This is a genomic window from Glycomyces paridis, assembly GCF_004912155.1.
Taxonomy (GTDB): Bacteria; Actinomycetota; Actinomycetes; order Mycobacteriales; family Micromonosporaceae; genus Glycomyces; species Glycomyces paridis.
The window spans coordinates 58,095-76,339 of the sequence record NZ_STGX01000019.1 but is presented as its reverse complement, the minus strand read 5'-3'; the positions used below and the strand labels follow the sequence as shown (position 1 = coordinate 76,339).

Sequence of the window (18,245 nt, the reverse complement as noted above, 5' to 3'; positions counted from 1 at the left end):
CCCTTTCAGTCTCGGGGCGCCGCACCGGTGGAACCGCGTACGACGAGTTCGGGTCGGAACAGGTATTCCGACGACGGCGTGGGCTGCCCGGCGATCTCGTCGAGCAGTGCCCGGGCGGCGGCGGTGGCGATGTCGCGCACCGGCTGCCGCACGGTCGTGAGCGGGGGGTTGGTGTGGGCGATGAGGGGGGAGTCGTCGTAGCCGACGACGGAGAAGTCCGAAGGCACGTTCAAACCGCGCTCTTCGGCGGCGCGGATCGCGCCGAGGGCCATCATGTCCGAGCCGCAGGCGACGGCGGTCGCGCCGCGGTCGATGAGGCGGCTCGCGGCGGCGTACCCGCCCTGCTCGCCGAAGAGGGTCAGCTCGATGAGCTCGGGGCCGACGCCCTGCATGGCGGCGCGGTAGCCGGAGATCTTGCGGCGCACCGGCCAGTACCGGTCGGGGCCGGAGACGAGTCCGATGCGGGTGTGGCCGAGCCCGGCGAGGTGCTCGACGGCGATGCGGGCGGCGACGGTGTCGTCGCAGGAGAACGAGGCGGCCTCGACGCCCTCGGGATGGCCGGTGACGAAGGCCACCGGGAGGCGCTTGTCCTTGAGCTCCTGGTACCGCTCGGTGCTCGCGGCGGTGTCGGCGTGGAGCCCTGAAACGAAGATGATCCCGGCGACGGCCCTTTCACGCAGCATCTCCACGAACTCGTCCTCGGAGACCCCGCCGGGGGTCTGCGTGCACAGCACCGGGGTGTAGCCCGAACCGGCCAGGACGTTGGAGATCGTCTGCGCGTACAGCGGGAAGATCGGGTTCTCCAGTTCGGGCACGACGAGGCCGATCAGGCCGATAGCGTGCTTGCGGAGAGCCTGGGGGCGTTCATAGCCGAGCACGTCGAGTGCAGTGAGGACGGACTGTCGGGTCTGCTGACCCACACCGGGCTTGTCGTTCAGGACCCGGGACACCGTTGCCTCACTGACCCCGGCCTGCCGGGCGATGTCAGAGAGTCGAAGCCGCATGATGACAGACTAGCCTATCTGAAACTTGGCAACAGTTTGGTTGCAAGGCTTTCCTGATTCTGAAACATCTTGCTAATGTCTGAGGGAGTCGGGACGCGAGTCCCCGGACCGCCGGCCCCCGCCCCGGGGCCACTCAATGAGGAGAGAAAGACCATGCGTAGAAGGACCCTGGGTATCACCGCCGTCTCGGCCGCCGCTCTCGGCGCGGCCGCCGCCTGCGGTTCGGACGAGGACCCGACGAGCGAAGAGACGACCCAGTCGTTCTCCGGCGAACTGGTCATCTGGGCCGACGAGACCCGCACGCCCGTCCTCAAGGAGTTCGTCAAGGACTTCGAGAGCACCGTCGGCGTCAAGGTCACCGTCGAAGAGCACGTGGACACGCTCCGCCCCGACTTCCTCACCGCCGTCGAGCAGGGCCAGGGCCCCGACATCGTCGTGGGCGCGCACGACTGGGCCGGCCAGTACGCGTCGGCCGGCGCCATCGCCCCCATCACGCTCACCGACGACCAGAAGGCCGCCCTCAACGAGACCGCCGTCAAGGCCTTCACCGTCGACGGCAACCTCTACGGCGTCGCCTACGCCCTCGAGAACCTCGGCCTCATCCGCAACACCGCGCTCGCCCCCGAAGCCCCCGCCACCTTCGAGGAGCTCATCAGCGCCGGCCAGGCCGCCGGCACCGACGAGGTCCTCACCATGGAGGTCGGCGTCGACGGCAACGCCTACAGCGCCTATCCGCTGTTCTCCTCCATGGGCGGCTACCTGTTCAAGGACGACGGCGCCGGGAACCTCGACCCCAGCGACGTCGGCGTCGACTCGCCCGGCGGCATCGCCGCGTTCGAGAAGTTCGCCGAGCTGGGCGCCGACGGCATCCTCAAGACCACCTACGACGCCTCGAACGTGATCCCGTTCTTCGTCGAGGGCAAGACCGCCTTCATGATCTCCGGCCCGTGGGCCCTCACCGACGTCCAGGGCGCCGGCCTCGAATACGAGGTCACCGCGATCCCCGGCTTCGAAGGCCAGAACCCCGCCTCGCCGTTCCTCGGCGTCCAGGGCTTCTACATCTCCTCCGGCGCCAAGAACGCCGTGTTCGCCCAGGAGTTCGTGACCAACTACGTCCTCACCGAGGACCTCCAGCTCAAGCTCGCCGAAGCGGGCGGGCGCCTCCCGGCCCTGACCGCCGCCGCCGAGGCCTTCTCCGAGGGCAACACCGACATCCAGGGCTTCGCCGCCGCCGGCGAGAACGCCGTCCCGATGCCGAACATCCCCGCGATGGACTCGGTCTGGGAGCCCTTCGGCCGCGCGCAGGCCGACGCGGTCGACGGCGCCTCGACCGGTGAGGAAGCCGCCACCACCGCCGCGCAGACCATCCGCGACGCGGTCGCCGGCTAAGGCCCCCTGGTAGTCCGAGAGCGAAGGAACGCACCGTGCTCGACCAACGTGCCCGGACGGCCGGCTCGACCACCGCCGCGGGTCTGATCGTCAAGATCGCCGTACTCGCCGTGGTGGCCGCGCTGGCCGTCTGGGCGGCGTTGCCGCTCATCGCGGCCGAGGCCTGGTGGGGCCTCGCGCTGGAGGCGGTCATCGTCGCGATCGTCTTCTACACCTACCTCCAGAGCCGGACCATCCCCCTGAAGTACCTGGTCCCCGGCACTTTCCTGCTCATCGCCTTCCAGATCCTGCCCGTGATCATGACCGTGGGCACCTCCTTCTCCAACTACGGTGACGGGCACCGGGCGAGCAAGGAGGGCGCGATCGAGTCGATCGTCGCCGCCGGGGTCCAGCAGACCGACGGCGGCACGACCTACCTCCTCGCGGTCGGCGAATCCGCCTCCGGCGAACTCACCCTCCTGCTGACCGACCAGGCCGACGGCTCCACCTGGGCCGGCACCGAAGAGGGCCTCACCGAGATCGAGGGCGCCACCCTCGACGCGACCGGACGCATCACCGCGGCCCCCGACTACACGGTGTGGACCCTCGCCGACCTCAACGAGCGCCAGGCCGAACTCGCCGAACTGGCCGTGCCCACCGGCGAGGACACCGGCATCAAGGTGCAGGGCCTGTCCGCGTTCGAGGGCCGCTCCACCCGCTCCTACGACGAGGCCTGCGACTGCATCACCGACTCGGCAACCGGCACCGTCTGGTACGCCGACGACGAGACCGGCACCTTCCTCACCGAGGACGGCGACGCCGCACTCGTCGGATGGCGCGTCAACATCGGCCTCGACAACTACCTCGACGTCGTCACCGACCCCGACATCCGCGGCCCGTTCCTCGGCATCTTCGCCTGGAACATCATGTTCGCGGCCGGATCGGTCCTGTTCACGTTCGTCATCGGCCTGGGCACCGCCATGGCGCTCAACAAGCCCTCCATGCGCGGCACGAAGATCTACCGGACCCTCATGATCCTGCCCTACGCCATGCCGTCCTTCGCGATGCTGCTGGTGTGGGCCCAGATGTTCAACCGCGACTTCGGCCTCATCAACGACCTGTTCAACCTCGACGTGAACTGGTTCGGCGGCACCTGGTCGGCACGGGCGATGGTCCTCATCGCCAACACCTGGCTCGGCTGGCCCTACATGTTCCTCATCTGCCTCGGCGCACTCCAGGCCCTGCCCTCGGACTCGCTCGAAGCGGCCAAGATCGACGGCGCCACCGGCGTCACCGCCTTCCGCAAGATCACGCTGCCGCTGCTGCTGATCTCGCTGACACCGCTGCTCATCTCCAGCTTCGCGTTCAACTTCAACAACTTCAACGCGATCGAACTGCTCAGCGCCGGCAACCCGTTCATGGCCGGAGACGCCGCCGGCGGCACCGACCTGCTCATCACCTACGCGTTCAGGCAGGCCTTCGGCACCACCTCGGCCGACTACGGCTTCGCCAGCGCCGTCAGCGTGTTCATCTTCCTGATCGTCGCCACGATCTCGGCGGTCATGTTCCGGACCACCCGCAACCAGGAGGACGTGTACTAATGGCTTCGCACGCGCAAGCGCGCTCCCGGGGGCGCGTCTCCAAGCCGCGACGGTGGCTGGCGGAATTCGGTTGGCGCCACCTGGTGGCGCTGGCGGTCCTGGTGTTCGGCCTCGTGCCGATCCTGTACGTGGTGTCGGCGGCGTTCAACCCGAAGGGGACGCTGTCGGCGACGAGTCTGCTGCCGAGCGGGTTCAGTCTCAACAGTTTTCAGCGGCTGTTCTCCGATCCGAACATCCCGTTCGGGCAGTGGTTCCTGAACTCGTTGATGATCGCGGTCCCGGCGGCGTTCATCTCGATCCTGATCTCTTCGTTGGCGGCGTACGCCTTCAGCCGGTTCCGGTTCAGGGGGCGGCGGCCGATGCTGCTGTTCCTGCTGCTGATCCAGATGTTCCCGGCGTTCTTGTCGGTGGTCGCGCTGTATCTGATCTTCGGGCGGATCGGCGAGTTCTATCCGGCGGCGGGCCTGAACACGAAGCTCGGTCTGATGCTGGTGTACATGGGTGGGGCGCTGGGCGTCTCGACGTGGCTGATGAAGGGCTTCTTCGACACGATTCCGAAGGAGCTGGACGAGGCGGCGACGATCGACGGGGCTTCGCACGCGCAGATCTTCTTCGGGATGATCCTGCCGCTGGCGACGCCGATCATCGCGATCTCGGGGATTCTGGCGTTCGTGGGGACGATGAACGACTTCATCCTGGCGAGCCTGTTCTTGACGGACCGGCCTGAGATGACGCTCGCCGTGGGGTTGAAGACGTTGACGGCGGCGAACTCGCCGGCGAGCTACTTCGGGATCTTCGCGGCGGGGACGCTGCTGACGTCGGTGCTGACGGTGGCGGTGTTCATGAGTCTCCAGCGGTACATCGTCTCGGGTCTGACCGGCGGTGCCGTGAAGGGCTAGTCCGCAGACCGGTGCTCGGCACCGAAAGTCCTGTTCCCCAGGACAGGCGACTCGGGTCCGGGTCGCGGTGAGCCTCCCTCACCGCGGTCCGGGCCCGCTTTCGTGTGTTTCGTGCTGTTATGGTCCGCATTGGATTGCGGCCCGTCGCGAAGGGCGCGGGCGCCGGTGAGGGGAGTGTCATGAATCGATCGGTCTTCGAGGTGACCGCTTGGCGTGTGGCGGTGACGGCGGCCGGGGCGGCGGTGCTGCTGCTCGCGGGGGCGTCCGCGGCGTCGGCGGCGGTGCCGGAGGAGTCGGCCGCAGTGGAGCAGGCGACGGCGGGGAAGACCCCGGGGAAGCGGCCGGCGCACATCGATCTCATCAGCGCGGCGAAGAACTGGACGGGTGTCGACATCCCGACGCAGGTCGCCATGGGCCTGGTCCCCTGCCATCTGGTCGACAGTCCCCGTTTCCACCAGATCGTCGCGCACTTCTCGCAGTCGGACGCCGACGCGATCGCGCGGGCGTGCCCGCCGGGCGGCGAGTAGGGGCGGTGTCGGTCTAGGACCAGTGCGGGGGGCGGTCGGCCATGAGTTCGAGGTCGCGAGCGGAGAACTTGGTGCCCTTCGCGGGGCGTTTCGCGGGGGCTTCGCCCCAGCCGCGGTCGGTGTCGTCGGAGGTCTGGTCGGGGAGGACGGAGAAGTCCTCGTCGAGCTCGACTGCGCGATTGCCGTCGAGTTCGACGGACCGGTTGTCATCGGAGACGGCCATGTCCTCGACTGTACTTCAGGGGGTGCCGGGGACGGCAGCGACGAGGCGCTGAACACCCGGTGAACGGGGGTTCGGCGCCTCGTCGGCGGTGTTGCTCGCGGGTCGTCAGGCGGCACCCTCGGCGACGCTTGCGAGCCGTAAGTTGGTAGAGCCGACGAGTTCGTAGCCGGCTTCGTCGACGGCTTCGCGGACGGCGTCCTCGGTGAGGGCGGTCTCGCTGGTGACGGTGACGTTGCCGGTGTCGAGGGCGACGTCGACGGCGGTGACGCCGGGGAGCGCCTTGAGTTCCTGGGTGACGCTGCCTGCGCAGTGGCCGCAGGTCATGCCTTTGACGACGTATACGGTTTCCATGGCTGTCTCCTGTCGGTGAGTGCTTAGGTTCTGAGCAGTCGCGCCACGGCGTCGGAGGCCTCTTTGACCTTGGCCTGGGCGGCTTCGGGGTCGCCGGAGGTCTGGGCTTCGGCGACGCAGTGGGCGAGGTGGCCTTCGAGGAGGTTGAGGGCCACGGCCTGGAGGCCCTTGGTGGAGGCGGAGATCTGTGTGAGGATGTCGATGCAGTACTCGTCCTCCTCGACCATGCGCTGGATGCCGCGGATCTGGCCTTCGATGCGTTTGAGGCGGCGCGTGAGCGCGGCCTTGTCGCCGTGGTACCAGTAGTGCTGGCCTTCGTCGCCGTGTGCGGCGCAGTCGGTCTGATCGGTCGCCATGTCGCTTCCCTCCGATGCTCACTCTATACCCTAAGGGGGTATACCGGCAACTGCTGGTGAGACCCGAGCAGCGGCCCGTAGTATTCCGTGCCATTGTGCGAGAAATTCTCCCCCTGCCCTTGTCCGGGCCCGTCAGGACCTCTAACCTGAAGCGCGTCGCGCCGGAACTCGGTTGCACCCCGCACCCGCGGCGCGGCTCCGTCGAGTCGGTCGCACACCCCAGCACGGCATCCCGTGCAGTGTCGACCGAGCCGGGGAACCAGCAGCCAGCGCGAGCTGGCGGGGTGAATCGCGTCCGCGGATGCGTAGGGCGACCCTTCCTTCCGCCCGAACCCGACAGCTAACCCGGTAGGCGGCCAAAGGAAGGAGCGCGCCCTGGTGCGTACCCGCCGAATCGTCGCCGCCGTCGCGGCCGTGGCGCTGATCCCCGCGACCGCCGCCCTGCTGACCTCCTCGCAGGCGTCGGCGCAGTCGAGCGACGAGATCCAAGAGGAGATCGACGAGCGCAGTGAGGACCTCGAAGTCGTCATCGAGGAGTACAACGCCAAGCGCGAGGAGCTCGACGACGCGAACGAGCTGATCGAGGAGATCGAGGCACAGCTGCCCGAGCTCCAGGCGGCCGCCGACGCGGCCAACGAGCAGATGGCCGAGATCGCCTCGACCGCCTACACGGGCGGGAACTTCGCGATGGTGAACTCGGTGCTCGCGGGCGACCCGTCGGACTTCGCCGACCGTCTCATGTACCTGTCGAACCTCTCCGACGCCGAGAACGCCGCGATCGCGGACGCGCTGGGGCAGATGGAGGAGCTGGAGACCCGCAAGACGGAGCTGGAGACGCTCAAGGAGAGCGCCGACGAGATCCTCTCCGACATCGAGAAGCAACAGGGTGAGATCGAGGCCGAGATCGAGGCCCTCGAAGACGACTACGACGACGCCTACGCCGCCGAGAACCCCGAACCCGACTGGGGCGACTACGCCGGCAACTCCACCGCGGTGGCCTTCGCCTGGGACCAGCTCGGCGAGCAGTACGTGTACGGCGCCGACGGCCCCGACACGTGGGACTGCTCGGGCCTGACGCAGGGCGCCTGGGCCGCGGCCGGGGTCTCGCTCTCGCACAACGCGGCGATGCAGTGGGACGAGACGGCGCGCATCTCGCGCGACGAGCTGCAGGAGGGCGACCTGGTGTTCTACAACGACCTCGCCCACGTGGGCATCTACATCGGCGGCGGCGAGATCATCCACGCCCCGAACTCGACGACGGTCGTGAAGATCGTGGACATCGACTACGGCGGGTCGATCGTCGGCTACGGGCGCCCGTAGGGAACCGGGCCGGGCCCGCGGGCCCGGCCGTCGACTCCCCGGCGGCGATGCGGGCGGGCCGGACTTCCGTCCCACTGCTGACCCGCAACGCGCCCGTGCCGCCGCCGGGGGCCTCACCGAGACGGGAACGAGCCCGTGCGAAGCGATTCGCACGGGCTCTTCTGCTGGGTACTACTCGGCTTCGTGCTCCACGAAGGTGTGGTCGAAGCGCTCCCGCCGGCCGGTGCCGCCCTGCTGCCAGGGCTTGGGGCCTTCCAGGGGGCGGTAGCCGATGCCCATGGCGTGCAGGCGCTCCAGGTGGGCTTCGAGGCGGTCGGCGACGGGTTCGGCCTGGCGCACGTCGAGGTTCGTCCAGGCGACCTCGGCGAGGACGGCGAGGCGCGGGAAGGCCGCGTACTCGACGTCGCCGGGGGTCGGGAGGTACTCCGACCACAGCTGGCACTGGACGCCGAGGACCTTCGACTCGTCGATCCCGGGAGGGACGGGGTCCCAGCCGGCGACCTTCTCGACGGTGGTGTGGCCGTGGATGCGCAGGGGCTCCTCGGCGCCGTCGCCCTCGTAGTGGTCGTAGTAGCAGTACGGTTCGGGCGAGGCGATGACCTGGTGCCCGGCGGCGATCGCCTTCTTGACGTAGGCCTCGTTGCGCCAGACGTGGACCACGGCCTCGGCGGGGGCGCCGCCGTCGAGGATCTCGTCCCAGCCGATGACCTGCTTGCCCATGCCGACGAGGTGGTCGCAGAAGGCCTTGGTGAACCAGGCCTGGACGCCGCGCACGTCCTCGATGCCCTCGCGGTCCATGAGGTCGCGGGCGATCGGGGAAGACTCCCACTGCGTCATCGGGACCTCGTCGCCGCCGATGTGGACGTACGGGCCCTCGAAGACCTCGCCGATGGCCGTGTAGGCCTCCAGCGCGAAGTCGAGCGCGGCCTGGGTCGGCTCCAGGACCTCCTCGAACACGCCGAACGTCGGGCAGACTGCTTTGTTCTGGCCGGCACCGAGCTCGGGGTAGGCGGCGAGGACGGCGCGGGCGTGCCCGGGCAGGTTGACCTCGGGGACGATCATGACGTACCGCTCGCGCGCGTAGGAGGCGATCTCGCGCAGGTCCGAGATGGAGAAGAACCCGCCGTGCGGGGTGGGCTCGTAGCCCTGCTCCTCGTCGCGGGCGTGCCCGATCTTCGTCTCGGCGCGCCAGGAGGCGACCTCGGCGAGCCTGGGGCGCGAGGGCACCTCGAAGCGCCAGCCCTGGTCGTCGGTCAGGTGCAGGTGGACGACGTTGAGCCGGTGCATCCAGGCCCGGTCGATCATCTTGAGGACGAAGTCCTTGGGCTGGAAGTGGCGGACCACGTCCAGCATGACGCCCCGCCAGCGCAGGCGCGGCTCGTCGGTGATCGACACGAGCGGGACGACCGGGTCGGCGGCGGGCGCCTCCCGGAGGGCGTCGGCGGGGAGGAGCTGGCGGAAGGTCGCGACGGCGCGGGCGATCCCGGCCGGGTGCGCGGCGGTGATCGCGACGCCGCCGGGGGTGACGTCGAGCCGGTAGGCCTCGGAGGCGGTGGTGAGGTCCGCGGGTCGCTCGCCTTCGAGGCGGATGCGGATCGCGGGGCCTTCGGCGGCGTCGGCGACGACCAGGCGCAGGCCGGTGCCGCGGGCGAGCATGTCGGACAGGAGCCAGGCGAGGGAGCGCAGCTCGGGTGCTTCTGCGGCGCCGTCGGTGACGATGGCGCCGAGGGTGCTCAGGTCGAGGTCGCCGTCAGCGGCGGTGAGCTGCTGCGGCTGAGGAATCAGCGATATGCGGCGCTGCATGGTGCGGGGGCTCCTGGTGGTCGGTTCGATTGTGCGGTCCGCGACGCTTCGCCGTGGCGCGGACCGTGCCGGGGTATCCGGTGGCGGCGGTCGCCCCCACCGAATTAGTTCAGTTTATTTATAATATAGGGCCGCGCCGCGGTCGGCCAGTGCGGCGAACGGCGGATTGCCTCCGTTCGGCGACCGGCTGACCGCGGCGCGCGGCGGTACCTGGGGTCAGCGGATCACCGGGAGCTGCTGCGTCCGGTCGAGGTCGGAGCCCTCGCGCTGCTTGTTGATGACGATCGGTGCCGACTTGGGAGCGGAAGCGCCCAGTGCCGGCCACTCGACGGGGCCGCCCTCGTCGTCCCCGGCCATCAGTCCCAGCTGGCGGCGCAGGTCGGTGAGGTTCGAGCCGGCGCTGTCGCGCTGGCGCGTCAGCGCCGCGACCTCCTCGGCCAGCGGCTGGACGCGTTCGGCGGCCCGCTCCTGGGCGCTGCGGCGGACCCGGTCGGCCTCCTTCTCCGACTCGGACTTGACCGCCTTGCTCTGCTCGACGGCGCGGTGCACGGCGTCCTTGGCGTGCTGGTCGGCCTCCTCGCGCCGCTCCAGCGCCCGGTTCTCGGCGCTGCGCGAACGCTCCTCGGCCAGGGCCAGACGGTCCTCGGCCTCCGAGACGATCCGCTGCGCGGTCGCGATGGCCTGCTGGTGGCGGTCGGCCTCCTCCTTCTGCGCCCGCTCGCGCCGATCGGCCTCGGCGAGCACGAGCTCCTGCGTGCGACGCTTGCGGTGCTCGGCGGCCTCCGTCAGCAGGCGCTGGGCGGCGCCGCGCTGCTCGTCCGCCTCCCGGGCCGCCAGCGCCTTGAGCTCGGTGACCTCCCGTTCGGCGGTGGCCCGCTGAACGGCGATCTCGCGCTGCGCCTGCGAACGGGACTTCTCGGCCTCCGACCGCGACTGGCCCTGGGCGGTCTGCGACTCCCGGTGGGCGTCGGCCACGGCGAGGTCGTGGTTGCGGCGGGCGTTCTCGCGCAGCTCGGTCGTCTCGTTGAGCGCGCGGGCGCGGATCTCGGTGACGTCCTGCTCGGTGGTAGCGGTGATCTCGGCGGCCTCGGTGTGGGCCGAGCGCATCATCGCCTCGGCCTCGGCGCGCGCCTCGCCCAGCATGACGGCCGCCTGTCGCTTGGCGTCGGCCCGCTGGACGCCCGCGTCCTGCTCGGCGGCGCGCAGGATCTTCTCGACGCGCGCGCCGAGCCCCGCCAGCGTCGGCTGCTCGGCCTCGGCGATCTGCGTGGCCCGGTCGGCCACGCGCCGCTCCAGGGCGCCGATGCGCTCCTCGGCGCGGCGCAACTGCTGCTCGGCGGCGTCCAGCGCCCGCGCGGCCTCGTCGCGGTGCTGCTCGTGGGCTTTGATGTTCTGGTACAGCCGGGTGGTGAACTCTTCGACCTGATTGCGGTCGTAGCCGCGCATGGCGACGGCGAATTCGGGCCCGGATTCCTCGAAGAATTTCGACATGGTCATCCAGAGTCACAGGAAACGGTTGATGAATCATGATCACGCCTGAAGGGCCCGAAATCGGCGACGGACACGCCCGCATGGCGTGTCGCGCCGAATTCGTCTAAGAGGACACGGAAGAGGGCCCCGGCCGGCGCCGGGGCCCGTTCGACTGCGCATGACGGGTGCCTATGTGGCCCTGTCGGTCTCGTCCTCGAAGTCGCCCATGATCTCCTCCAGGAGGTCCTCCATCGCGACCAGGCCCGTGACCTCGCGGCCCGCGCCGTGGACCAGGGCGAGCTGCGAGCGCTGGCGGCGCATGAGCGCGACCGCGGCCGCGACCGTCGTGTCCGCTCCGACCAGCAGCGGCGCCGCCGCGAGGTCGGCGACCGCGGCGTCCGGCGGGGCCTGGACGGCCTCGCGGACGTGGACGAGCCCGACCGGCCGCTCCTCGGCGTCGACCACGACCAGGCGCGAGCGGCCGGTGTCGCGGCTGCGCTCCTCCGCTTCGACCGCCGTCGCGGCGGCCGGGATCGTCACCACCTCGGCCCACGGGATCGCGACCTCGCCGACCCCGCGGCGCTGCACTTCGATGGCGTGCGTGAGCATCTGGTGCTCGGGCTCGCCGAGCATCCCCGCCTCGGCCGAGGACCGCAGCAGGTAGCGCAGCTCCTCGGGCGAGTGCGCCTGCGCCTTCTCGTCCGCCGGCTCGACACCGAAGAGCCGCAGCAGCGCGTTCGCGCCGTGGTTGAGCCCCAGCAGGATCGGCTTGGTCAGCACCACGAACCCGGTGAACGGCCAGATGAGCGCCATCGCCGAGGACTCGGGGTGGCTGATCGCCCAGGACTTGGGCATCATCTCGCCCACGACCATGTGCAGGAACACGACGATGAGCAGCGCGAGGGCGAACGCGATCGGATGCGCCGCCGCCTCCAGGCCGATGTGTTCCAGCGGGACCTCGAAGGCGTGGGCGAGTGCGGGCTCGGCGAGCGCGCCCAGGCCGACGGTGCACGCGGTGATGCCCAGCTGGGCGCCCGCGAGCATGAGCGAGAGGTTCCTGGTGCCGCGCAGGGCCGCCCGCGCGGCCGAGGAGCCGTCCTGTTCGAGCCGGTGCTGGCGCGAGGCCACCAGGGCGAACTCCGCGGCCACGAAGAACGCGTTGGCGCCCAAGAGGATCAGTGAGACGAGCAGTGCGGGTCCGGTGCTCATGCGCCCGCCTCCCCGGTCTGGGGCCGCAGCTCGATCGCCTGCGGCACATGCCGGGAGCAGGAGACGACGACCATGCGCACGCGCGCGACCCGTTCGCCGCCGACCTCGTCCGGCTCGCCCGGCCCCGGCACCGTGTCGACCTCGACCGTGTCCCCGGGGTGCGCGATGCGCCCCAGCTCGGCCATGACCAGGCCCGCGATGGTCTCGTAGTGCTCGCCCTCGGGCAGGGCGATCCCGGTCGCGTCGGCGACCTCGTCGATGCGCCAGCGCCCCGGCACGAGCCAGGCGCCCCCGGCGAGCGCGACCGGGACGGCCTCGAAGCGGTCCTGCTCGTCGCGGATCTCCCCGACGAGCTCCTCCGCGAGGTCTTCGAGGGTGACGATCCCGGCGAAGCCGCCGAACTCGTCGACGACGCACGCGAGCTGGCGGTGCTGGCTTCGCATGCGCTCCAACAGGGTCGGCAGCGGCAGCGAGGCGGGCACGAGCAGGGCCGGGTCGGCGATCTCGGAGAGGCGCACCTCGGCGCGCTCGCGGCGGGGGACGCCGATGATCTGGCCGATGCCGACGACGCCGCGCAGGTCGTCCACGTCGTCGCCGACGACCGGGAAGCGCGAGTGGCCCCCGGCGAGCGCTTCGACGGCGTCGGCCACCGAGGCGTCGGCCGAGAGCGTGTGGACGTTGACGCGCGGCGTCATGGCCTGGTCGGCCACCGTGGCCGAGAAGTCGAGGCCGCGGTCGAGCAGTTCGGACAGGCCCCGGTCGAGGGCGCCCTCGTCGCGGGAGAGGTCGATGATGCGGTGCAGGTCCTCGGGGGTCGCGTTGTGCTCCAGCTCCTCGACCGCCTGGATGCCGAGGAGGTTGAGCAGCCGCGTCGAGGTGGTGTCGAAGAACTTGATGATGGGCCCGCAGACCGTCAGGTACGCGCGGGTGGGGGCGGCGAGGGCGAGCGCGAGGGCCTCGGTGCGGGCGATCGCGAGGTTCTTGGGGCCGAGCTCGCCGAGGATCATCTGCACGACGTTGGCGATGACGAACGCGGCGGCGACGCCGACACTCACCGACACGGCCGCGGGGACCCCGGCGACGCCGAGGAGGTCGGCCAGGCCCTGCCCGAGGTACGGCTCGGCGAAGAAGCCGACGAACAGCGCGGTGACGGTGATGCCCAGTTGCGCGCCCGAGAGGGCGAAGGAGAGGCTGGAGCAGATCGCGAGCGCCCGGCGGGCGCGGGAGGCGCGGCGCGGGTCGCCGTGATTGGCGATGTCGTGGAGCCGCGAGCGGTCGACCGCGGTGTAGGCGAACTCCAGGGCCACGAAGAAGCCCGTGGCGGCGGTGACGGCCAGGATGATGCCCAGGCCGATGGCTATGAGCATCGCTCATGCCCCCTGTGGGGCCCTGCCGAACCGCTGCCGCCTATGGGCCTCGGACTTCGATACCGCCGTCGTCTTCGTCGCATGGGCCGATCTTAATGGGACCGGTTCTGGCGGCAAGCGCTCATCGCTGTTCGCCCCGCCACAGGACGATGTCGGTCGAGCGGCGGAACGGACCGGCCATCGCGCGCAGCTCGGCGAGCTGCGCGCGGGTGCGCCGCAGCTCCTCGATCGCGGCCGCGGCCTCGGCCCGCACGGCGTGGACCTCGCGCTCGAGGTCCATGATCCGCTTGATCCCGGCGAGGTTGACGCCCTCGTCCTGGCTCAAGCGCTGGATCTCCCGCAGCCGCGTGACGTCGCGGACGGAGTAGCGGCGCCCGCCGCCGGGCGTGCGCGCGGGCTCGACGAGGCCGAGCCGGTCGTACTGGCGCAGCGTCTGCGGGTGCATCCCGGCCATCTCGGCGGCCGCGGAGATCGCGAGGATCTTCGCGTCGTAGTCGATCTCCTCGCCCAGGCGCTGGCGGTAGGCGATCTCGATGCGCACGCGCGGCGGCCCGCCGAGGTCGGCGCGGCCGCGGCCGTCGGATGAACCGCGGTCTTCGGGACTGCGGTTTTCAGGAGTGCGGTCTTCAGGAGTGCGGTCGGGAGTGGTCACTGTGCCCTCCTTCGGTCGGTGCGGGTCGGTGCCTCCGCGGCGCTGTCGAGCCGGTGTCCCCGGGCCGCGACGCGGCCCGGGGGCCGGATGTTCCGGCGTGCCTCCCCGCGGCGCGGGTTCGCACGGCACCGGCAGGTACTGCACTGGTTCGCGGAGGCGCGCGGCGCGGACCGGCGGCGGGTGTCCCCGCCGCTTCGGTCCGCTCCGTGCAACGTCATTGGCCCGTCAGCTGTTCCAGTTTCGAGCGGTCGGCGCCCGGGGCCGCCGCCGCGTACCGCTCCAGGGCCTCCTTGGCCTCGGCGGGCAGCGAGGCGGGGACCTCGACGTCGACGGTCACGAGCAGGTCGCCCTTGCCGGGGACGCCGCGGCCCTTGACGCGCAGCACGCGCCCGGTCGGCGTGCCCTCGGGCACCTTGAGGGTCACCGGCCCGTCGAGGGTCGGCACCTTCACCTTCGCGCCCATCGCGGCCTCCGGGAAGGAGACCGGCAGCCGCAGCGTCACGTTGTCGCCGTCGCGGGCGAACAGCGGGTGGGCCCGGACGGTGACGCGCACCAGGAGGTCCCCGGCGGGGCCGCCGCGCTCGCCGGGCGAACCGCGCCCGGCCAGGCGGATCGACTGGCCGTCGCCGATGCCCGAGGGCACCCGCACGGTGATCACGCGGTCCCGCGTGGTCGCCCCGGTGCCGCCGCAGTCGGGGCACGGGTCGGCGACCACCGATCCGGTGCCCTCGCATTCGGGGCACGGCTGGGCGAAGCTGAACGCGCCCTGGTTCTCGGTGACCAGGCCGCGGCCGTTGCAGCGCGGGCAGGTCGTGGGCGCCGTGCCGGGCTTGGCGCCCGAGCCGTGGCAGGTCTCGCACTCCCCGGGCGCGCGCATCCGGATGTCGGTGGTGGTCCCCTTGACCGCGTCGGCGAAGTCGAGCGTCAAGTGGGTGCGCAGGTCGTTGCCGCGCTGGGCGGCGCTGCGGCGGTGGGCGCCGCCCCCGCCGCGGGAGAACAGGTCGCCGAACAGGTCCGAGAAGCCGCCCGAGCCCCCGGAGTTCGCGAACAGGTCCTCGAAGTTGATCCCGCCGCCCGCCGCGTGCGCGCCGCCGAAGCCGCCGCGGCCGGACTTCATCAACTGGATCTGGTCGTACTCGGCACGGGACTTGTCCTCGTGGAGCACCGAGTACGCCTCGGAGATCCCCTTGAACCGCTCCTCGGCCTCATCGGCCGGGTTGTGGTCGGGATGCCACTCGCGGGCGAGCTTGCGGTAGGCCCGTTCGATGTCCTTCTTGGAGGCGTCCTGCGGCACGCCGAGCACGGCGTAGAAGTCCTTCTCGAGCCACTCCTGCGATGCCACACATGCCTCCGGGACACCTCCACTCCCGTGGAGGGCGAACACGAACGGACCTACCGGCCGCTACTTCTTCTTTTTCTTGCCCTTGCGCTCGGACTCCTCGGCCGGCGCCTCCTCGGCCGCATCGGCCTCGGTCGCCTCGGCCTGCGCCGCGTCGGGCTCCTCGGACTCCGCCTCGGACCCCGCTTCGGCCCCGTCCTCGTCGGACGCCGCCTCGACCGGCCCGGCCTCCTCGGCCTCGGGAACGTCGGCCTCCTCCGCCGGCTCGGCGTCGGGGGCGATCTCCTCGGGCTCGTCGGAGGGCTCGGCCACGGCCACCAGTGCCGCGCGCAGCAGCCTGTCGCCGAGGCGGTAGCCCGAACGCATCACGTCGATGCAGGTCGGACCGTCCACACCGGGCATCTGCATGTGCGCGACCGCTTCGTGGATCTGCGGGTCGAACGGGTCGCCCTTCACCCCGAAGGCCTCCAGGCCCTGCTTGGTGAGCGCGCCCGTCAACTGCTCGGCGACGGAGCCGAAGGGGCCGTTGAGGTCCCCGTGCTCCCGCGCCCGGTCCAGGTCGTCGAGCACCGGCAGCAGGCTCTGGAGCACCGCCGCCGTCGCCAGCTCGCCGGACCGCGCCTTGTCGCGCTCCACTCGCTTGCGGTAGTTCTGGAACTCCGCAGAGACCCGCTGAAGGTCCCGCGTCCGCTCCTCCAGGGTCGCCTGGAGGACGGCCGCCGCGTCGTCGGCCGCCTGGCCGTCGTCCGAAGCGGCCGCGAGGATGTCCTCGACCGTCAGCTCCTCCTCGGCGCCCTCGGACACGCCGCCCTCCTCGGGCGGCGTGTCCTCGGCGTCCTTGCCGCCGTCAGCGCTCACTTCTGGTCCTTGTCGTCATCGACGATCTCGGCGTCCACGACGTCGTCGGCACCCGGCGCGCCCGGCGCATCGGTCGGCTGCGGGCCCTGGTCGGTCTGGGCCGCCGCGTACATGGCCTGCCCGGCCTCCTGGCTGACCTTGGAGAGCTCCTCCGTGGCGGTCTTGATCGCCTCGATGTCGCTGCCGCCCAAGGCGCCCTTGAGGGACCCGGTCGCGTCGTTGATGCGGCCCTTGAGGTCCTCGGGGATCTTGTCGCCCGACTCGGCCAGCAGCTTCTCGGTCTGGTAGACCAGCGACTCGCCCATGTTGCGGGTCTCGGCCTCCTCCTTGCGCTGGCGGTCCTCCTCGGCGTGCTCCTGCGCCTCGGACATCATCCGCTGGATGTCGTCCTTGCCCAGGCTGGAGCCGCCGGAGATCGTCATCGACTGGGCCTTGCCCGTCGCGGAGTCCTTCGCCGAGACGTTCACGATGCCGTTGGCGTCGATGTCGAAGGTGACCTCGACCTGCGGGATGCCGCGCGGCGCCGGCGGCAGACCGGTCAACTCGAAGGTGCCGAGCTTCTTGTTGTAGGCCGCGATCTCGCGCTCGCCCTGGAAGACCTGGATGAGCACCGACGGCTGGTTGTCGTCGGCGGTCGTGAAGACCTCCGAGCGCTTCGTCGGGATCGTGGTGTTGCGCTCGATGAGCTTGGTGAAGATGCCGCCCTTGGTCTCGATGCCCAGCGACAGCGGGGTCACGTCGAGCAGCAGCACGTCCTTGACCTCGCCCTTGAGGACGCCGGCCTGGAGGGTCGCGCCGATGGCGACGACCTCGTCCGGGTTCACGCCCTTGTGCGCGTCGCGGCCGATGAGGCGCTTGACCAGGTCGGACACCGCGGGCATGCGGGTCGAGCCGCCCACGAGGAGGACGTGGTCGATCTCCGAGACGTTGATCCCGGCGTCCTTGACGGCCTGCTCGAACGGCTTCTTGCAGCGGTCGAGGAGGTCGGAGGTCATCTGCTCGAACTCGGCGCGCGAGAGCGAGACGTCGAGGTGCAGCGGCCCGTCGGGGCCCGCGGTGATGTACGGCAGGTTGATCGAGGTCTGCGTGGCGCTGGAGAGCTCGATCTTGGCCTTCTCGGCGGCCTCCTTGAGGCGCTGCATGGCCATCTTGTCCTTGGACAGGTCCACGCCGTACTGGCCGTTGAAGGTCTTGACCAGGTGCTGGATGACCCGGTCGTCCCAGTCGTCGCCGCCGAGGTGGTTGTCGCCCGAGGTCGCCTTGACCTGGATGACGCCGTCGGCGATCTCCAGCAGCGAGACGTCGAAGGTGCCGCCGCCGAGGTCGAAGACGAGGATCGTCTGCTCCTCCTCGCCCTTGTCCAGGCCGTAGGAGAGCGCCGCGGAGGTCGGCTCGTTGATGACGCGCAGGACGTTGAGCCCGGCGATCTCGCCCGCCTCCTTGGTGGCGGTGCGCTGGGCGTCGGAGAAGTACGCCGGCACGGTGACGACCGCGTCGGTGACGTTCTCGCCCAGGTACGCCTCGGCGTCGCGCTTGAGCTTCATGAGGATCCGCGCGCTGATCTCCTGCGCGGTGTACGACTTGCCGTCGATGTCCACGGCCCAGTCGGTGCCGATGTGGCGCTTGACCGAGCGGATGGTGCGGTCCGGGTTCGTGACCGCCTGTCGCTTGGCGACCTCGCCGACCAGCACTTCGCCGTTCTTGGCGAAGGCCACGATGGACGGGGTGGTCCTCGCCCCCTCGGCGTTCGTGATGACCGTGGCCTCCCCGCCTTCGAGGACGCTGACCACGGAGTTCGTCGTGCCGAGGTCGATACCGACCGCACGTGCCATGTTGATCTCCTTGTAGTCGAACAGAATGCCCGGTGCTCCGGGCGATGTCTCTGTCTCAAGCGGCCG

16 protein-coding genes, 1 pseudogene and 1 riboswitch are annotated in these 18,245 nt (G+C 70.6%); of the genes and pseudogenes, 5 read left to right on the top strand and 12 right to left on the bottom strand.

Annotated features, from left to right (window positions below):
* Positions 1 to 5: 5 nt before the first annotated feature.
* Positions 6 to 1,004, bottom strand: a complete 999-nt coding sequence (locus E9998_RS21535) for a LacI family DNA-binding transcriptional regulator (RefSeq protein WP_136531760.1) — start codon at positions 1,002 to 1,004, stop codon at positions 6 to 8.
* Positions 1,005 to 1,157: 153 nt separating this feature from the next.
* On the opposite strand from E9998_RS21535, the gene E9998_RS21530 reads away from it, so the two are divergent.
* From E9998_RS21530 to E9998_RS21515, 4 genes are all read left to right on the top strand, one after another.
* Positions 1,158 to 2,393, top strand: coding sequence for a sugar ABC transporter substrate-binding protein (locus E9998_RS21530; RefSeq protein ID WP_136531759.1), 1,236 nt, complete (start codon positions 1,158 to 1,160; stop codon positions 2,391 to 2,393).
* Between the two features lie 35 nt (positions 2,394 to 2,428).
* Positions 2,429 to 3,973, top strand: coding sequence for an ABC transporter permease subunit (locus tag E9998_RS21525; RefSeq protein WP_136531758.1), 1,545 nt, complete (start codon positions 2,429 to 2,431; stop codon positions 3,971 to 3,973).
* Positions 3,973 to 4,872 (top strand): sugar ABC transporter permease, encoded by a 900-nt coding sequence (locus E9998_RS21520; RefSeq protein WP_136531757.1) that lies wholly within the window; start codon positions 3,973 to 3,975, stop codon positions 4,870 to 4,872. The genes E9998_RS21525 and E9998_RS21520 overlap by 1 nt, the downstream gene beginning before the upstream one ends.
* A gap of 179 nt (positions 4,873 to 5,051) precedes the next feature.
* The gene (locus E9998_RS21515) at positions 5,052 to 5,399 is read left to right on the top strand and encodes a hypothetical protein (RefSeq protein ID WP_136531756.1); all 348 of its coding nucleotides are present in this window, start codon (positions 5,052 to 5,054) and stop codon (positions 5,397 to 5,399) included.
* 13 nt (positions 5,400 to 5,412) lie between these two features.
* Here E9998_RS21515 and E9998_RS21510 read toward each other — a convergent pair whose 3' ends face one another.
* From E9998_RS21510 to E9998_RS21500, 3 genes and pseudogenes are all read right to left on the bottom strand, one after another.
* Positions 5,413 to 5,622 carry a hypothetical protein gene (locus E9998_RS21510; RefSeq protein WP_136531755.1) on the bottom strand — a complete coding sequence of 70 codons (210 nt, stop codon included), beginning with the start codon at positions 5,620 to 5,622 and terminating at the stop codon, positions 5,413 to 5,415.
* 105 nt (positions 5,623 to 5,727) lie between these two features.
* Positions 5,728 to 5,976: pseudogene (locus E9998_RS21505) on the bottom strand (heavy-metal-associated domain-containing protein); the annotation flags it as partial.
* A 20-nt stretch (positions 5,977 to 5,996) separates the two neighbouring features.
* Positions 5,997 to 6,329 carry a metal-sensitive transcriptional regulator gene (locus tag E9998_RS21500; protein ID WP_136531753.1) on the bottom strand — a complete coding sequence of 111 codons (333 nt, stop codon included), beginning with the start codon at positions 6,327 to 6,329 and terminating at the stop codon, positions 5,997 to 5,999.
* A gap of 225 nt (positions 6,330 to 6,554) precedes the next feature.
* Positions 6,555 to 6,700: riboswitch (cyclic di-AMP (ydaO/yuaA leader) on the top strand.
* A gap of 7 nt (positions 6,701 to 6,707) precedes the next feature.
* Here E9998_RS21500 and E9998_RS21495 point away from each other — a divergent pair.
* Positions 6,708 to 7,649 carry a C40 family peptidase gene (locus tag E9998_RS21495; protein ID WP_136531752.1) on the top strand — a complete coding sequence of 314 codons (942 nt, stop codon included), beginning with the start codon at positions 6,708 to 6,710 and terminating at the stop codon, positions 7,647 to 7,649.
* 171 nt (positions 7,650 to 7,820) lie between these two features.
* On the opposite strand, the gene E9998_RS21490 is transcribed toward E9998_RS21495, so the two are convergent.
* The 8 genes from E9998_RS21490 to dnaK all read right to left on the bottom strand — a co-directional run bounded on the left by E9998_RS21490 (position 7,821) and on the right by dnaK (position 18,179).
* Positions 7,821 to 9,452 (bottom strand): beta-N-acetylhexosaminidase, encoded by a 1,632-nt coding sequence (locus tag E9998_RS21490; protein WP_136531751.1) that lies wholly within the window; start codon positions 9,450 to 9,452, stop codon positions 7,821 to 7,823.
* 216 nt (positions 9,453 to 9,668) lie between these two features.
* Positions 9,669 to 10,949 carry a cell division protein DivIVA gene (locus E9998_RS21485; protein WP_136531750.1) on the bottom strand — a complete coding sequence of 427 codons (1,281 nt, stop codon included), beginning with the start codon at positions 10,947 to 10,949 and terminating at the stop codon, positions 9,669 to 9,671.
* Positions 10,950 to 11,111: 162 nt separating this feature from the next.
* Positions 11,112 to 12,131, bottom strand: coding sequence for a hemolysin family protein (locus tag E9998_RS21480; RefSeq protein ID WP_136531749.1), 1,020 nt, complete (start codon positions 12,129 to 12,131; stop codon positions 11,112 to 11,114).
* Positions 12,128 to 13,498, bottom strand: a complete 1,371-nt coding sequence (locus tag E9998_RS21475; RefSeq protein ID WP_136531748.1) for a hemolysin family protein — start codon at positions 13,496 to 13,498, stop codon at positions 12,128 to 12,130. The genes E9998_RS21480 and E9998_RS21475 overlap by 4 nt, the downstream gene beginning before the upstream one ends.
* Before the next feature lie 121 nt (positions 13,499 to 13,619).
* Complete coding sequence (locus E9998_RS26880) at positions 13,620 to 14,027, bottom strand: heat shock protein transcriptional repressor HspR (RefSeq protein ID WP_420842461.1); 408 nt, start codon at positions 14,025 to 14,027, stop codon at positions 13,620 to 13,622.
* Positions 14,028 to 14,364: 337 nt separating this feature from the next.
* On the bottom strand, positions 14,365 to 15,492 hold the full coding sequence (gene dnaJ / locus E9998_RS21465; protein ID WP_136531747.1) for a molecular chaperone DnaJ: 1,128 nt from the start codon (positions 15,490 to 15,492) through the stop codon (positions 14,365 to 14,367).
* Positions 15,493 to 15,552: 60 nt separating this feature from the next.
* Entirely contained in the window at positions 15,553 to 16,347 is a 795-nt protein-coding gene (gene grpE / locus E9998_RS21460; protein WP_136531746.1) for a nucleotide exchange factor GrpE, read from the bottom strand.
* The gene (gene dnaK / locus E9998_RS21455; RefSeq protein WP_136531745.1) at positions 16,344 to 18,179 is read right to left on the bottom strand and encodes a molecular chaperone DnaK; all 1,836 of its coding nucleotides are present in this window, start codon (positions 18,177 to 18,179) and stop codon (positions 16,344 to 16,346) included. The genes grpE and dnaK overlap by 4 nt, the downstream gene beginning before the upstream one ends.
* Positions 18,180 to 18,245 lie beyond the last annotated feature (66 nt).

What these genes read in the sequence shown, in the direction of transcription:
- E9998_RS21480 (WP_136531749.1), bottom strand. Translation starts at nt 12,131, where the DNA reads ATGAGCACCGGACCCGCACTGCTCGTCTCACTGATCCTCTTGGGCGCC.
- E9998_RS21475 (WP_136531748.1), bottom strand. Translation starts at nt 13,498, where the DNA reads ATGCTCATAGCCATCGGCCTGGGCATCATCCTGGCCGTCACCGCCGCC.
- E9998_RS21500 (WP_136531753.1), bottom strand. Translation starts at nt 6,329, where the DNA reads ATGGCGACCGATCAGACCGACTGCGCCGCACACGGCGACGAAGGCCAG.
- E9998_RS21520 (WP_136531757.1), top strand. Translation starts at nt 3,973, where the DNA reads ATGGCTTCGCACGCGCAAGCGCGCTCCCGGGGGCGCGTCTCCAAGCCG.
- E9998_RS21485 (WP_136531750.1), bottom strand. Translation starts at nt 10,949, where the DNA reads ATGACCATGTCGAAATTCTTCGAGGAATCCGGGCCCGAATTCGCCGTC.
- E9998_RS21530 (WP_136531759.1), top strand. Translation starts at nt 1,158, where the DNA reads ATGCGTAGAAGGACCCTGGGTATCACCGCCGTCTCGGCCGCCGCTCTC.
- E9998_RS21510 (WP_136531755.1), bottom strand. Translation starts at nt 5,622, where the DNA reads ATGGCCGTCTCCGATGACAACCGGTCCGTCGAACTCGACGGCAATCGC.
- dnaK (WP_136531745.1), bottom strand. Translation starts at nt 18,179, where the DNA reads ATGGCACGTGCGGTCGGTATCGACCTCGGCACGACGAACTCCGTGGTC.
- E9998_RS21490 (WP_136531751.1), bottom strand. Translation starts at nt 9,452, where the DNA reads ATGCAGCGCCGCATATCGCTGATTCCTCAGCCGCAGCAGCTCACCGCC.
- E9998_RS21515 (WP_136531756.1), top strand. Translation starts at nt 5,052, where the DNA reads ATGAATCGATCGGTCTTCGAGGTGACCGCTTGGCGTGTGGCGGTGACG.
- E9998_RS21535 (WP_136531760.1), bottom strand. Translation starts at nt 1,004, where the DNA reads ATGCGGCTTCGACTCTCTGACATCGCCCGGCAGGCCGGGGTCAGTGAG.